The sequence below is a fragment of the Enterococcus malodoratus genome, assembly GCF_027659535.1.
Classification (GTDB): Bacteria; Bacillota; Bacilli; order Lactobacillales; family Enterococcaceae; genus Enterococcus_A; species Enterococcus_A malodoratus.
The window spans coordinates 250,515-266,012 of the sequence record NZ_JAQDPG010000004.1; the positions used below are offsets into that span (position 1 = coordinate 250,515).

At 39.7% G+C, this 15,498-nt stretch carries 17 protein-coding genes; 16 read left to right on the top strand and 1 reads right to left on the bottom strand.

All coding sequences use genetic code 11. The annotated features are described in order from the left end of the window. Positions 1 to 46: 46 nt before the first annotated feature. The 7 genes from PGP85_RS08805 to PGP85_RS08835 all read left to right on the top strand — a co-directional run bounded on the left by PGP85_RS08805 (position 47) and on the right by PGP85_RS08835 (position 6,329). Complete coding sequence (locus PGP85_RS08805) at positions 47 to 1,132, top strand: DUF916 and DUF3324 domain-containing protein (protein WP_270327088.1); 1,086 nt, start codon at positions 47 to 49, stop codon at positions 1,130 to 1,132. Between the two features lie 61 nt (positions 1,133 to 1,193). Further along, positions 1,194 to 1,871, top strand: a complete 678-nt coding sequence (locus tag PGP85_RS08810) for a class A sortase (RefSeq protein ID WP_270327092.1) — start codon at positions 1,194 to 1,196, stop codon at positions 1,869 to 1,871. A gap of 81 nt (positions 1,872 to 1,952) precedes the next feature. Beyond that, entirely contained in the window at positions 1,953 to 2,546 is a 594-nt protein-coding gene (locus tag PGP85_RS08815) for a hypothetical protein (protein ID WP_270327094.1), read from the top strand. Then, entirely contained in the window at positions 2,527 to 3,972 is a 1,446-nt protein-coding gene (locus PGP85_RS08820) for a helix-turn-helix domain-containing protein (protein ID WP_270327096.1), read from the top strand. Before PGP85_RS08815 ends, PGP85_RS08820 begins: the two co-directional genes overlap by 20 nt. Positions 3,973 to 4,181: 209 nt before the next feature. Beyond that, entirely contained in the window at positions 4,182 to 4,961 is a 780-nt protein-coding gene (locus PGP85_RS08825; RefSeq protein ID WP_251867373.1) for a DeoR/GlpR family DNA-binding transcription regulator, read from the top strand. Positions 4,962 to 5,135: 174 nt separating this feature from the next. Next, positions 5,136 to 5,414: a PTS galactitol transporter subunit IIB gene (gene gatB, locus PGP85_RS08830; RefSeq protein ID WP_090407282.1), complete on the top strand. Its 279-nt coding sequence runs from the start codon at positions 5,136 to 5,138 to the stop codon at positions 5,412 to 5,414. 150 nt (positions 5,415 to 5,564) lie between these two features. Further along, the gene (locus PGP85_RS08835; RefSeq protein WP_270327102.1) at positions 5,565 to 6,329 is read left to right on the top strand and encodes a DeoR/GlpR family DNA-binding transcription regulator; all 765 of its coding nucleotides are present in this window, start codon (positions 5,565 to 5,567) and stop codon (positions 6,327 to 6,329) included. Between the two features lie 37 nt (positions 6,330 to 6,366). Here the strand turns inward: PGP85_RS08835 and PGP85_RS08840 are convergent, their stop codons facing one another. Then, positions 6,367 to 7,302 carry a 1-phosphofructokinase family hexose kinase gene (locus PGP85_RS08840; protein WP_270327104.1) on the bottom strand — a complete coding sequence of 312 codons (936 nt, stop codon included), beginning with the start codon at positions 7,300 to 7,302 and terminating at the stop codon, positions 6,367 to 6,369. Positions 7,303 to 7,554: 252 nt separating this feature from the next. Here PGP85_RS08840 and PGP85_RS08845 point away from each other — a divergent pair, with 252 nt between their 5' ends. From PGP85_RS08845 to PGP85_RS08885, 9 genes are all read left to right on the top strand, one after another. Beyond that, a complete protein-coding gene (locus PGP85_RS08845; protein ID WP_270327107.1) occupies positions 7,555 to 8,007 on the top strand; it encodes a PTS sugar transporter subunit IIA in 453 nt (150 codons plus the stop codon). 14 nt (positions 8,008 to 8,021) lie between these two features. Further along, positions 8,022 to 8,300, top strand: a complete 279-nt coding sequence (gatB, locus tag PGP85_RS08850) for a PTS galactitol transporter subunit IIB (RefSeq protein ID WP_090407293.1) — start codon at positions 8,022 to 8,024, stop codon at positions 8,298 to 8,300. 19 nt (positions 8,301 to 8,319) lie between these two features. After that, positions 8,320 to 9,702, top strand: coding sequence for a PTS galactitol transporter subunit IIC (locus tag PGP85_RS08855; RefSeq protein WP_090407297.1), 1,383 nt, complete (start codon positions 8,320 to 8,322; stop codon positions 9,700 to 9,702). Continuing rightward, complete coding sequence (locus PGP85_RS08860) at positions 9,680 to 10,723, top strand: galactitol-1-phosphate 5-dehydrogenase (RefSeq protein WP_177184074.1); 1,044 nt, start codon at positions 9,680 to 9,682, stop codon at positions 10,721 to 10,723. The genes PGP85_RS08855 and PGP85_RS08860 overlap by 23 nt, the downstream gene beginning before the upstream one ends. 4 nt (positions 10,724 to 10,727) lie before the next feature. Further along, the gene (gene lacD / locus PGP85_RS08865; RefSeq protein ID WP_270327110.1) at positions 10,728 to 11,735 is read left to right on the top strand and encodes a tagatose-bisphosphate aldolase; all 1,008 of its coding nucleotides are present in this window, start codon (positions 10,728 to 10,730) and stop codon (positions 11,733 to 11,735) included. A 58-nt stretch (positions 11,736 to 11,793) separates the two neighbouring features. Next, positions 11,794 to 12,675, top strand: a complete 882-nt coding sequence (locus PGP85_RS08870) for an aldose 1-epimerase family protein (protein WP_251867370.1) — start codon at positions 11,794 to 11,796, stop codon at positions 12,673 to 12,675. An 11-nt stretch (positions 12,676 to 12,686) separates the two neighbouring features. Next, on the top strand, positions 12,687 to 13,337 hold the full coding sequence (locus tag PGP85_RS08875) for an HAD family hydrolase (protein ID WP_270327111.1): 651 nt from the start codon (positions 12,687 to 12,689) through the stop codon (positions 13,335 to 13,337). 213 nt (positions 13,338 to 13,550) lie between these two features. Continuing rightward, positions 13,551 to 15,041, top strand: a complete 1,491-nt coding sequence (locus PGP85_RS08880; RefSeq protein WP_270327116.1) for a BglG family transcription antiterminator — start codon at positions 13,551 to 13,553, stop codon at positions 15,039 to 15,041. After that, the gene (locus PGP85_RS08885; protein WP_090407312.1) at positions 15,023 to 15,487 is read left to right on the top strand and encodes a PTS sugar transporter subunit IIA; all 465 of its coding nucleotides are present in this window, start codon (positions 15,023 to 15,025) and stop codon (positions 15,485 to 15,487) included. Before PGP85_RS08880 ends, PGP85_RS08885 begins: the two co-directional genes overlap by 19 nt. Positions 15,488 to 15,498: the final 11 nt, after the last annotated feature.

The following is a 15,498-nucleotide window of genomic DNA, read 5'->3' on the forward strand; positions in this document are numbered from 1 at the left end:
GGATGTTTCCAGCATCCCTTTCTTTCACTGAAAGGACTATGAAACAATGACCTATAGAAAACTGACTATGCTGTTTGCAACCTTATTAAGCCTGATAATTTGTACTGTACCAAGTTATGCCTCCGAGTTTAATTTTGCGGTAACACCTAAAACATCAACGAATCAAATTGATAAAGACAAAACCTATTTCGATTTACTGCTGGCACCAAATCAAGAAGATACATTGACCGTCGATTTACGCAATGATACGGATAAAAAAGTCGTTGTAGAGGCTCATATTAATAGCGCGACAACGAATAATAATGGCGTTGTCGAATATAGTAAGAATGATATCAAAACAGATAAGTCGCTGAAGTATAATATGAAGGATTATGTTGAGGCACCAGAACAAATCACCTTAGAACCGCAATCGGCTGCAGAATATAAAGTAAAAATACATATGCCTAACGAAAAATTTGACGGTGTCATCGCTGGCGGAATCACCTTTAAAGAAAAAACAGCCGAGGGTACGGAGAATACGTCAGATGAAAATGACAAGGGTCTAGCAATCAAGAACGAGTACTCATATGTTGTGGCATTATTGATGCGTCAAGCTACCGATAACGGCTCACCAGATTTGAAGCTGCAAAGTGTTACTCCAAATCAACGAAACGCACGAAACGTTATTCAAGGAAATTTGCAAAATCCTAATGCCACCTATTTAAATCAATTAGCGACAAAAGCGACGATTACCAAAAAAGGAAGCTCCGAAGCACTTTATACCGACGATCAGGCTGAGATGCAAATGGCGCCGAACTCCAATTTTAATTTGTCCGTGCCGTTGAAGGGCGAACGCCTAAAAGCAGGGAAGTACACGATGAAAATCGAGGCCTATGGACAGAAAGATTCGGACGGCACATTTAAATTCAAAGAAAAAGACAGCCAAAAGGAAGAAAACTTCCGTTATCATTGGTCGTTAGAGAAAGACTTTGAGATCAAAGCAGACGAAGCGAAGAAATTGAATGATTCAGACGTCACAATCAAGAAAGATTACACATGGTTATATATCTTGATCGGTATTCTATTACTAGTATTAATTATCCTATTTATCGTATGGCGTAAGAGAAAAAATGACAAAAAAGACTCGGAGTAGCCTTATTCTGCTATACTGCTTAGCCATCTTTTTATTGTTTCTGCCTTTTATGAAGCAAGTTTTGATTATCTATCAAACAGAACATGTAACGGTCAAAACTGTCGATACCAATGAACGCACAGAAAATGTTCCGTTAGAAGCAGTTCAGCCACCTGATTTAGCTGCCGTGCTGGCATTTGAAAATAAGCAAACCTATCAGGCGACGGGACAAATCATCTTACCAAAGGTGGACATCGATTTGCCAGTTTTCACCGGAGTCACGGATCAGCAAATGCTGATTGGTGCAGGTACTTTATTTCCGGAACGAACACCTGAAAAGCAAAATATTGTAGTGATCGGGCATCATTTAGGCAGAAATAATTTATTGTTTGGTCAGTTATTGGATGTAAAAGTCGGCGAGAGTGTCTATTTGAGTTATCAAGGCGAGTTTTATCAATATATCATTAACCAAACCAAGATTATCCAGCAAACAGAGCTGAATGTTTTAGATGATCGGGGAAAAGCTGAAATCACCTTGATAACTTGCGATAAACCAACTCGAACGGACCAACGGTTTGTTGCGAAAGGACAGCTTGTGAAGCATCCCAGTCAAAAAAGCAAAGAGCAAGTATTGCAGCAAAGGGAAGCAATCCAGAAAAACAATAAGCGTAAAAATAGATCTTACTGTGTAATCGTCATAGCTTTGTTTCTGCTATGTTTGGTGATTGGGATCAGAATAATCACTAAAATCAGTCAGTAAGTTTACGAACCTTTCATTTTTACCGGTATCCAAAGTACGCATAGTAAAGTAACTATTTTAGTTCGAACAAGGAGTGATGAGATGAAGAAAAAAATGGCACGTTCAGTGATGCTCGCATTTGGAGCATCGATTTTCCTGTTTTCAGAACAGGTCTTTGCCAATACAGTCATCTATGATCCCTTGGATCCGCAAAATACCATCACGCCAGTACCAAATGAAGAACATGATGATCAAATCAGGGACTCATCGACAAATGAAGTTGTAATCGACTCAAGCACAACCGAAACTAGCACCGCCAATACAGCAACATCCAAAGTTTTGAAATTTTCGGAAGATGAGCAAAATACGAGAGACCAAGACAGTAAGGACAACCGCTCGCTGGAACCTAATATCCAACCAAAAAAGATAAAAGCCGCGAATGACTTTCCAGCAGTGAGTCCGTACGTACCAAAAATGAAAAAGGCTCCAAAAAATCAGGTGTTAGTGTTAAATGATGACTTTTTCTCGCAGTTAGGTACAATAGATGTACCACCAGATGGTAGCAGCGGATCAGCTGGATCCCCGAATGAGTTTGCCGATATTGCACAAAGTGCCTATTTATTATCAGGAATTGTGTTGTATGGAGAGGCGAATGGGAAATTAGAGGCGAGAGCGAGTGATTATTTTGCTGGATAATTTTTTAGCAAAAGAAGAGTGGCGAAAGTATCAACTTTTAAAGCGAGTAGAGCGTAGTTCCTATTTTGCATTAACGAAAAAGGAACTTATGGACTATTTGGAAATCTCAAACTATGTGCTGAAAAGCACGATCGATCAATTGATACTTGATTTAGAACGATTTGGTTTGGCGGAGGAAATTCATCTTTTTGTGGAGGAACCCTTCGTTCAATTAGAAGTAACGGGAACGGCAAGTTCGGAAACACTGTTGGAAAACTATGTGGAAGAATCAATTAGCTTCAATATCCTGCTTGGTGCAGTTTTAGGAAAATACAAGTCATTAAATGAACTGTCGGAAAAAGAGATGATCAGCTATCCGATTGCTCATAGTACGTACAAAAAGCTGAACAAGTATTTGGCAGCATTTGATCTGACAATCGATAAAAAATTTCGTTTGTCGGGGAAAAGTGAAAAGAATGTCCGTTTGTTTTTGACGGAATTATTTTCACGTATTTATAAGGGCAACGATCATATTTTTGATCACTCGGATACGACTCGGGTACAGGCTGTACAGAAGTCGTTGGCAACAGAAACGATCAGTATTCATCAAAAAATTAATTTGCAGCATTACTTGTGTGTCACTAATCTTAGAATTCAGCAGCAAAAATATATGGAAACATCAGAACAGAGCATTCTTTTGAAGGAAGAGCCTAGTCAAGAAATTTCAAAGGCTCTCTTAAACGCTGTTCCTGAAGAATTTCAAGCTGCCGAATGTTCTGCTTTCTTCTATTATTATGCTGCTCGTTCAGAGAATTTGAGCAGCAAGCTAAATTTGAGTGAAAATGCCCAAATTGCAAAGTGGAGTGGGAATTTACTGTCTAGCTTGATTCGGGCATTTCCCAAGTTAGCGCTTGATGAAGAGAAGCAACGTGCTTTTCTCACACATAGTCATTTTTTGCATTTCCAATTACTAGAAACAAGTTCTGCTTATGAAACGATTCAACCCGAAATTAATATTGCTTATTTTCAACAAAATTTTCCGGCAGTTTTAGAATTCTGCAGGGTCTACATTACCCGCTTGCAGCAGACCGATCCGGAACTGTTCAAGAAGAAAAAACAGCTCCTTTTTCAGTATCTATTTTTAGTTTTAGATTCTTTCCCCAAAAGTATGCTGTTAGAAACAGTTAACGTATATGTTGATTTTTCTTTTGGGAATTTGTATAACGAATTCATTATGGAAAATCTGGCATTTTTCCAGTTAGTTGGTGCAGAGGTCGTTTCAGAAATCGGCCCGGCAGATATTTTGTTGACGGATTCGAGAGATTTGGGAAGAGAATACAATAAAGAGTGTATTGTCTGGCTGGCGCCGCCCCGCCCACTTGATTGGGCAAATTTAGGTCAGAAAATTATCCAAAAACGCTCGGAGAAGGGTAGCTCTATGGAATAATCTGAGAATCAATATGATCGTGATGGTATGATAAATAATGAATGTAAAAACGCGTTCGGAAGGTCGTTTTGATTACTTTGCAAAGTAATCATCCCGTTCTGGATGTTTTTTTAGCTTTGATTTGTCATTTACTCCTGTATTTTCCAAAAGGCAAAGAATTGTATGGTATTATTGTGAAAGAAGGATGAATGAAGACAAGGAGAGCCCAAATGAATTCAGAAGAACGCCGCGCATTTATCATCAGAGAATTGGAAGAGAATCATGCAGTTAAAATATTGGATCTTAGCAAACGATTGAAGGTAACGAGAGAAACCATCAGAAAAGATTTGTATCTTCTCGAGAAAAAAGGTCTGATCAAGAAGATCCATGGTGGTGCCGTTCTAGAAACGACCAATCAGGAAACGGATTACGAAAAACGGAAAAATGAATTTCATGCTGAAAAGACCGCAATCGCCAAAAGAGCAGCCTCTTATATTGAAGAGGGAGATACCATCTATCTTGATTACGGAACGACTACGTTAGAGTTGGCAAAAGAAATCTTGAAGATGAAAAATGTGACGGTAGTAACGAACACTATCCCGATTGTGAATCTCTTATTAGCTAATGAATCCATTGATTTGATCATTCCGGGCGGAATTGTCAGGAATAATGAATCGTCATTATATGGACCATTCGCGTCAAACAATATTAAAGATATTTTTGTCACTATCGGCTTTTTCGGCTGCAGCGGAATCGACGCAGCAAGAGGGATCACCTCGCATCATACAGGTGAAAATTTAGTCTCAAAAGAGATGATCGAGCATAGTCAAACGACGATCGTTTTAGCGGATCATAGTAAGTTTGGTACAGTCGCATTGAATAAAACGGCTGCTTTTGATCAGCTTGATATCGTCATCACAGACACTCCGAGAAATAAAGAAGAGTATCAACAGTATACCCAACAAGGTGTGGAGCTGGTTTACAGCTCAAATGAATCTGAAGAAGAATAGTGCATATGAAACAGGCCGTGGACATTAAGGTTCACGGCCTGTTTTTTTGCATTGAATATAATTTACTTGCGTTTCAGTTGGCTAATCAACTAAATGCAAAACTTATTATTGCAATAAGCAAAAAATATGTTATGCTTATGTTAGCGATTACAAAAAAAGAAAGAGGGAATAAAAATGAAAAAAGTGATTGTAGCATGTGGCGGAGCAGTAGCAACATCGACAGTAGCGGCGAATAAAATTCGAGAATTGGCAAAAAAAGAGGGGATTCCTGTAGAAGTAAGCCAATGTCGAGTAAATGAGTTGGAATCGAAAAAAGACGGCATTGATTTGATTGTGACAACTGCGAAAGTAAAGAAGGACTACGGAGTACCTGTAATTCATGGTGTAGCTTTCGTTTCTGGTATCAACATAGCAGCGACCGAACAGAAAATCTTGGATGTTTTAAAACAATAGCAGTTAGGGCAGAGTCAGTCGCTTTACGAACTATCAGACTGGTCGAGTGGAGAATAAACCAACAGATGAAATCAATAATCGTGACTTTCTAAAAGGACAGTTGTACTGTCCTTTTTCTGTAAAATTAGATTATGGTGCGGGGAGGAAGCAATGAATTCTGTAGAGAGAAAAGACTATATTTTAGATACTTTGGATATGAAACACGCCGTTAGGATAAATGAGCTAAGCAAGGAACTCAAGGTAACTAGAGAGACCATTCGAAAGGATCTTTATACCTTGGAGGATGAAGGCAGAATCAAAAAGGTTCACGGGGGAGCTATTTTAGAAAACCCGTCCGGTGAAACAGATTATGAAAAAAGAAAAATTGAAAACAGGTCGGAAAAGGAACGAATAGCGAAGACCGCGGTCAGTTATATTGAAAAAGGCGACAGTATTTATCTGGATTATGGAACGACTACTTTGGCGTTGGCCCAGGAAATAGTCAAGCTAAAAAATATTACAGTCGTCACGAATACGCTGCCGATCATCAATACCTTAGTTAAAAATAAAGCAATCGACATCCTTATTCCGGGCGGTGTTCTTAGAAATAATGAATCCTCATTATTCGGCCAATTCGCGCTGAATAATATTTGCGATATCTTTATTACAATCGGTTTTTTTGGCTGCAGCGGTATCGACAGCAAAGCAGCGATCACCAGTCATCATATGGGTGAGGTTCTTATTTCAAAGCAAATGATTCAACAGAGTCAAACGGCGATTGTTTTGGCTGATCAAAGCAAATTTGGAAATATTGCGTTCAACCGTACGGCTAATTTTGAAGATATCGATATTGTAGTAACGGATCAAATCCCCACCGATAGTCATGAGTTTGATTATCTAAATGAACATGGCGTTGAATTGATCGCCTCAAATTAAAAGCCGACTAGTGCCAATGAGACACTAGTCGGCTTTTTTAGTATTGCGTTACTTCAAGCGAGTTGAAGATCTCTTCGATTTGCTGCGTGTTCAATTCGGGGTACCAGCTCAAGACATTGGCAGTAGAATAGCTGATTGCCTTTTTTAAGGTGTACTCAGGATCTTGACCAATTGCCAAGTTTTTAACTAAACCGCCTAAGAAGAAATCCCCGCAGGCAATCGGATTTTTTGCGATTACTTTTTTAGCTTTGACATGCAGGATGTGATGATCGATCTTGGCAATAATACCTTGTTCTCCAAGTGTGATAATAAAAACCGGGATATTTTCCGCTGCCTTCGAGGCCAATAGAGCGGCATAAGAATCAATCGTATCCAAAACAGCATCAGGGAAAATATCTAAAATTTCCTCATCATTTATTTTTATCGCATAGGGGTTTGCCTGATAAGCTTGCCGTAAAGCCTCTCCACTTGTATCAACAAATAGTTTCACGTTTTTTTCACGAAACTCATTGATAAAATCAGCGATATAGTTTGCGGGCATGCCTTTCATCAATGAACCGCTGAATACAACATAGTCCTGCTCTTTTATTGATTGCTTTAAAGAGTTTGTGTATATCTCCAGCAGATCGTCTGTTAATTGAAAACTATTTTCGTAGATTGGATAGGTGAGGTGATTCTGTGTATCCATAATGATATTGCAAACACGGGTATTGCTGTCAATTTTGGTAAATTTAACTGGCACATTGTTTTCATTTGCCAACTCCCTTAAGTATTCCCCATTTCGTCCTCCGGCAATGGTATGAACGCAAAATTCAACAGCGGGCTTTTCAAAACCAATAGCATATGCGACATTAAACCCTTTGCCTCCAGAAAATTCCTTCACTTCATAAGGGCGATTAGGCAGGCTCTTGACAAAGCCATCGACTAACAAGGTTCTGTCGATTGCAGGATTTGGACAGACTAAATGAATCATAAGTACATCTCCTCTTCTTTTTCCTCATAATAGCATCTTTGCAAACTAATCACAATGCAATTCCGTATCAAAAACTTGCCAAAATAGATAAAAGCAAATTAAAGCAAAATTTATTGTTGCAAAAGCAAAATAATGTGCTATTATTATGTTAGCGATTACAAAGAAGTGCAAACGATTCATCGAAGGTTTAGTTTGCAAATTTTTGAATCAAACTGCAATTGCCTAGGTTTAGCAAAAATTAGGAGGATGAAAATGATTTCGAAAGATTTTATGTACTGTCAGTACACAGTCGAAAACAAAGAAGAATTATTTGATCAATTGTCGGATGCATTGAAACAAAAAGGAATCGTCAAGGCTGGGTTTGCACAAGCGTTAAAAGATCGGGAAAAAGATTTTCCAACGGGTCTCCCAGTAAAACATGGTGTTGCAATTCCACATACGGATGGAAGTTTAGTCAATTCGGATCAGTTGATATTTGCGACGTTAACCAAACCGGTCGTCTTCAATGAGATGGGCGGCGATGATGAAGATATTATCGATGTTTCAGTCATCGTTATGTTGGCAGTCAAGGATGGTCCGAAACATTTGGATGTTTTGCAGAAATTGATCGAGTCGATTCAAAAAGAAGGATTTATTGATAGTTTAGCAGCAGCAAATGAAACGGAAGAAATGTTTGAAATCGTAAATAATTATTTATACCTATAAGGAGGAGTTTCCAAATGAAAAAAGTTATCGTAGCATGCGGCGGAGCAGTCGCTACTTCCACAGTGGCAGCAAATAAAATCAGAGAGCTAGCTAAGAAAGAGGGCATTCCAGTTGAGGTTACACAGTGTCGCGTAAATGAATTGGAGTCTAAAAAGGATGGGATCGATTTGATCGTTACTACCGCGAAAGTCAAAAAAGATTACGGCGTACCGGTCATTCATGGAGTGGCATTTGTATCGGGAATCAATATTCAAGCAACGGAAGAGAAAATCTTAGCCGTTCTAAAAAAATAAAAGATAGGAGTTCTTAAAAATGGGAGTAATTCAATACATTGTCGACTTAGGCGCAAGCGTGATGCTGCCGATCGTTATTTTTATTTTAGGCTTATTGTTGAGACAGGGCATTGGGAAATCATTACGATCAGGGATCACCATCGGTATCGGATTTGTTGGGATTAGTTTGGTTATCAGTTTATTGACGGAAAACTTAGGAGCTGCGGCAGAGGCGATGGCCGAAAACTTCAACTTGGGTTTAAACGTTGTTGATTTAGGCTGGCCAGGAACTTCTCCGATGGCTTGGGCATCGGACCTTGGGTTAGTAGCAATTCCAGTAGCCATCGCGGTCAATATCGTGATGCTTCTATTAAAACTGACACGAGTTGTAAACGTAGACATTTGGAATATTTGGCATATGGCCTTTACAGGTGCAATCGTACAAACCGCAACCGGCAATTTTTATTTAGGAATTTTAGGTGTCGTAGTTCATGCAGTTATTGCTTATAAATTGGGTGATATGTTTGGCGATGTAACGGATGAATACTTTGGGTTAGAAGGAATCTCTATTCCTCATGGTTCATCTGCCTATATGGGGATTTTCGCTGCACCGATTGATGATTTGATTGAAAAGATTCCAGGACTAAATAAAATCAATATTACTTCAGAAAAAATCGAACAACGTTTGGGTGTACTAGGGCAGCCGACGATCGTCGGGGCAATCCTAGGTTTTGCTATTGGGATGCTGGCGCGCTATCCAATCGGCGATTCTCTTCAATTAGCGATTCAAATGGCGGCCGTTATGGTCTTGATGCCGATGGTCGTAAAGCTGATTATGGAAGGTTTGATTCCAATTTCAGAAGCTGCACGTGAGTTGCTAGACAAGCATTTCAAAGGCAGCGAATTAAAAATCGGTTTAGACCCGGCCTTACTTTTAGGCGATTCACAGGTCATTGCAGCAAGTTTGGTCTTTGTACCATTAACCATTTTGATCGCGGTAATCGTTCCGGGAAATCAAGTTCTACCATTCGGTGATTTAGCAACAATCGGCTTCTTTATCGCCATGGCGGTTGCGGTGCACAAAGGAAATCTATTCAGAACACTCATTTCTGGTTCTGTCATCATGTTTATTACGATTTGGATCTCCAATCAAATGATCAGTCTACAAACGATGCTGGGGCAAAATGTTGGTCTGGTTGGTTCAGGCGAACGGGTTTCATCTTTGGACCAAGCAGGCAGTCCAATTACGTATCTATTGGCTAAAGGGATTACGTTTGAAATGGGCGCGGGCTTCTTTATCATCCTAGTATTGTATGTCTCGGCCTTTGTTTATACCTTTGTGAAATACAAAAAAAGAACCTTATATGTAGAAACAGAAGAATTTGAAGGGACTGAAACTGGTGAAAGCATTAGTAGTAACTGATAAACATAAAATGGACTTGCAAGATATTACCAAGCCAATGATTCAACCGGGAAAAGTTCTGATTAAAGTTGCCTATTGCGGCATCTGCGGGTCGGACTTGCCACGCTATTTTGAAGGCGGGGTTCATGCTTTCCCGCAAGTTTTAGGCCATGAATTTTCCGGAACCGTTGAGGAGGTCGGAGAAGGTGTAACTTCGGTAACTGTGGGTGAAAAAGTTGCAGTAGCACCTTTAGTTCCATGTGGGACTTGTGAGAATTGTCAAAAAGGCGAGCCGGCAATGTGCACGAACTATAGTTTTATCGGTTCGCGTGAGCAAGGGGCGATGGCGGAATATGTCGTCGTGCCAGAAAAAAATTGTGTCAAAGTTCCAGCAAATCTTTCTTTGAAGGAAGCAGCATTGCTAGAGCCTTTAACGGTCGCGATTCACGGAATTGAAAGAGTCAGAATTTCCGCCGGTGTCGATGTTTTGGTTTTAGGCGCAGGGACCATCGGACTCTTAACCGTCTTATCACTGCGGGCAATCGGTGTTGGAAAAATTACTGTAGTTGATTTAAACGATAAAAAACTAGAAGTCGCAAAAGCGATTGGTGCAGATGAAACGATCAATCCATTAACGCAGACATTGGAAGACTACTATCAAGAAAACCGCCGTCCAGAAGTGGCAATTGAAACAGCCGGCAGTTCTATTACGCAAAAACAAGCCGTTGAATTTGTTGCCAAACGCGGAAAAGTTGTTTACGTAGGGACGAGTACTAGAGATGTCGTTTTTGATCCAGAAACCTTTGAAAAAATTCTACGTGGTGAACTGGAAGTCACCGGCTCTTGGATGTCTTACTCAGCACCTTTCCCAGGCTATGAATGGGAAACAGGACTACGCTACATGTCTACCGGAGAAATCGATGTGAAGCCGTTAATCACGGGAACTTATCATTTGGAAGATGTAGCAGAGCCATTCGATAAAATGGTTGAAAAAAATTCAGCGGCAGTTAAATTACTATATGCCATCAATGAGGAGAAATAGCAGAATGAAAATAGTATCTGAATCACAATATGAAGCGTTAAATAATACGAGTAATCATGAAGGGATCATTGGTGCCTTAGCCATTGATCAGCGCGGCGCATTGAAAAAAATGATCGCAAAATACAAAGAGGATGCGACAGAAAATGATATCGAGGATTTCAAAAGAATCGTTTCGGAAGAATTAACACCGTATGCGAGTGCTATTCTATTAGATCCGGAATATGGCTTGCCTGCAGCGAATGCTCGTGCCGAAAGTGCTGGGCTGTTGCTGGCTTATGAAAAAACTGGATATGACGCGACAACACCAGGTCGTTTACCAGACTCATTGAATGTATGGTCAGTGAAACGCCTAAAAGAAGCAGGGGCCGATGCCTGCAAGTTTCTACTATATTATGATATTGATGAATCTGATGAAATTAATGATCAAAAGAAAGCGTACATGGAACGGATCGGTTCAGAATGTGTTGCGGAAGGAATTCCGTTCTTCCTAGAATTAGTATCCTACGATGCTGAGATCAGTGATGCTGCTTCAAAGGAATATGCCAAAGTAAAACCACATAAAGTGAATGATATGATGAAGGAATTTTCAAACCCGCGTTATAATGTGGATGTGTTGAAGGTAGAGGTTCCCGTAAACATGAAATTTGTTGAAGGGTTCGGCGACGAAGTAGTTTATACAAAAGACGAAGCAGCCAAATTATTCAAGGAACAGGGTGAAGCGACTGATCTGCCATTTATCTTCTTAAGTGCTGGTGTGAGTGCGACTATGTTCCAAGACACTTTACGATTTGCCAAAGAGGCCGGCTCGACTTTTAATGGTGTGTTATGTGGACGCGCCACTTGGGCAAACGGTGTGGAACCTTATATCACAAAGGGTGAAGCCGCTGCAAGAGAATGGCTGCAAACAGAAGGCCGCAAGAATATTGCTGAATTAAATGCGGTTTTAAGCGAGACAGCAACTTCTTGGCATGAAAAAATTCAATGCCAGCAAAAAGCCGCACGTTTTTCATAAAATTGGAAGGTAGACTCGCTCTACCTTCTTTGTGTTTAAAAAAGAAAGAGGGGTTCTCATGGAATATCACGTATTGGAAAATGACGAATTAACCGTTGAAATCTTAACAAAAGGCGCAGAAATCAACAGTATTCGATCAAAAAAAACAGGAACGGAATACATTTGGCAGGCGGATGAGAAATATTGGAGCAGACACGCCCCGATTCTATTTCCGATTGTAGGAAAACTTAAGGATGATCAGTATATATTAGATGGAAAGACGTATGCCATGTCTCAACATGGGTTTGCTCGAGATCGAGATTTTACCGTAACCGATCACTCAGCAGAATCCTTAGCGATAACATTGACCGAAGATGCTGAAAGCTTTAAAAGCTATCCCTTTAAATTTGTCTTAACGATCGAGTACAAATTACTTGGCAACTGTTTGATTGTTCGCTATTTCGTAAAAAATAATGAAACAGAAGAGACGATGTATTTTTCGATTGGAGCCCATCCCGGATTCAATGTTCCATTAGATCAGGACACGGATTTCACCGACTACTATTTAGAATTTTCACCCAAACAAAAGCGAACCTTCATTCCAGTAACGAAAGAAGTTTTGCTGCAAACCGATAAGGCTTCTGAGCTAACCGAAAACATTTACCCAATCAGTCGTGAAATGTTTAGTGAGGGAGTCTTGATTTGGGAAACCAAAGGAAATACACGAGTGGAATTAAAATCAGACAAAACCAAAAGGGCGATCATATTCGATTATTCTGAGATGCCTTATTTAGGAATCTGGTCTCCTTATCCGCAGGAAGCGCCCTTCATTTGTATCGAACCTTGGTGCGGAGTCGCTGACACTTTTGATACGAACGGAAAGTATGATGAAAAACTGGGCATTAATGCCTTGAAGCCAACAGAGCAGTTCACAAGTAGTTATCAAATGACGTTTAAGTAGAGGAGCTCGTAATGGAAGCAGTGATTTTTGATATGGATGGTGTATTGATAGATTCTGAACCTGTGTCGAAGTTGGCTTTTGCCCAAGCCTTTGAAGTGACTGGCCTCGATTTTACTGAAGCGATCTATCAAAAAATACTCGGGCGAAGCTTAAAGGACATTGAGCTGTTCTTTTCGGAGCAGTATCAGGACACTAAATTAGCAGCTAAGATTATTACGATTCGTGAACAGGAATTTGCGCGGCATTATCAAGACCATCCCGTAAGTGTTAAGCCGGGAGTTTACCAACTGCTGGATTATTTGGATAGTCACAAAATGAAAAAGGCTGTGGCGACCTCAGCGAAGCAAAGTATCGCTGAAGAGCTGCTTCAGCAATCAGGTTTATTTGCTCGAATGGACGTCCACTGTTATGGTTCAGAGGTTACCGAAGCCAAACCGAATCCAGAGCTTTTTATAAAGGCGGCCTCGCGCTTAAATATTTCGCCTGAAAAAGCTTATGTGATCGAGGATTCTCAATCAGGTGTGATTGCGGCTAACAGAGGCGGCTTTGTTCCCATTTATATCCCGGAAGAAAAGGATGAATTTCTGAATGATCATCCCTTTAAGTGTTCATTGTTCAATAGTTTAACCGAGTTTCAAGCAGCATTGAGCCTGAAACTATAGTTCTGACAAATTAATTTTTTTCTCGTCCAATTATCTTTTATGATGAAAGATAGTTGGATTTTTTATTTAAGTTTCTCAATCAGGGTGTGGATTGAGGGGCAAATTTAAGTGCGCGGTTTTTCGAAGGCTCATTTTTTGTCCACAGACTGTAGACAAGGGATGACGTAGAAAACGCATTCAACGGATATAGAATAATGACAAGAGGTGGAGGAAATGATTTTTAGTTCGAATGAAAATATGATGATCAATATTTTGAATTTCGATGAATTTGTTTCAGCGAAACATCTAGCAGAGATCTTATATGTTTCTACGAAAACAGTCTATCGCATGATAAAGAAGATCAATGGATTGTTTATAGAAGAAAAAAAGGTACCTCTAATTATCTCGGAAACCGGTAAAGGGTATAAATTGAGCGCCCAATTTCGTAATAGTGATGTGCATTCGATGGTTGAGTTTGCCGAAGAGAACAATCTAAACGAAGTTGCCTTGGCCTTGCTGTTCAAGTACCCCAACAAAATCAAACGTACCATCATGGATACTCAGTTTTTAAGCGAGAGTTCTGTGGAGCGTCGGATGAAAAAGCTGGCAGAGATTTTGGCAAAATACCAAATTCACCTTCACTATAATCACGAGTATTTATGGCTGCAGGGTGAGGAAGTGAATATTCGCAAAGCAATCAACCATATCTTTCTGGAAATGAATAAGATAAACAGTTTAAGCGAGATCGGAATCAAAATCAATGTCATAGATAAGTATTTTATTGATCAGCAAATTGCGCTGCTAGAAGAAATGCTGAATGAATACATCAATTATCCCTACGACATTACGATCTACACCCATATTTATTTGATTATCAAGCGTTACAGAGAAGGAGAAGTAAATTATTTAGGAAATCAAGAGCCGCTTGAAAGAGAAGAACAGCAGCTGATGGAAGCCAATCCTCAGATGTGGCAAGTATCAACGAAAATTATTCAAAATATCGAAAACTATCTCTCCATTCAAATGAATCCATTGGAAATATACTTTGTGTTTCAAAATGTCTATTCGATCAATAGTCAAAAAAGAGAAAGCAGCAACGTGGACAAAAAATTGGCGGAAGAGATGACCAAAAAATTTATCACAGAATACTTCTTGATCTCAGATGTAACATTATTGCCTGCTAGTCGTTCATTATACGAAGATCTGTACCAGCATGTTCTGCCGATGCTCAGCCGTCTTCGGGCAGGAATAAAAGTAGAGAACAATTTATTAGACGGCTTGCTTCTAGAATACCGAACAACATTTTTAAAGGTGAAAAAAATTGCGGAAGAAATAAATCAAGAATTGATGTTTGATACAAAAATGAATGACGCAGAAATTGGTTATCTGACGTTATATTTTGAAAAGTATAAAATTCACCGACAGGAGAATAAAAATATTTTGCTGATCTGTTCTACCGGTGTCGGAACTTCAGAATTATTAAAAGTTCGAATCCAGCAAAATTTTTCCAGCATGAATATCATCGCTACGATGAGTCAGCGCCAGGTCAAAAAAAACCAGGATTTTATCAAAGAAAATGTCGACCTGATCTTTTCAACGATTCGGATGCCTTTGGATATTGATCATATTCCGGTTTTATTGATCAGCCCATTATTAACAGATAAGGATATTCAAAATATTAATCACACCATGAAGGAGATAGAGGAATGGAAAAAATTGAATTAAGCAAGGTCATTCATAAAGAACTGCTCAAGGTCGGTTCGAAGGCGACCACTAAAGGAGAAATTATCGAAGAACTAGCTGATATGTTAGAAGTGAAAGGCTTTGTCCGTTCATCGGAGGATTTTGTACGCGATGTGTACCTACGCGAAGAAGAAGGCGAAACGGGCATTGGGCAAGGTGTAGCGATTCCTCATGGGAAATCTGCTGCTGTAATCGAGACAACAGTCGCAATCGCGGTTTTAGACCAAGAGATCGAGTGGGAAACGTTGGATGGAGAGGGGGTAAAAGTCGTCATCATGTTTGCGGTCAAAGATTCAGACGCAAACACCACCCACGTTCTGCTCTTGCAGCAGGTCGCGATACTATTGGCAAACAATACATTTATTGAAGCTGTAAAAAATGTTGCGTCGGCCGATGCGTTGTATGAATTAATCTTAGAATTTCAATAATGGCCATTATA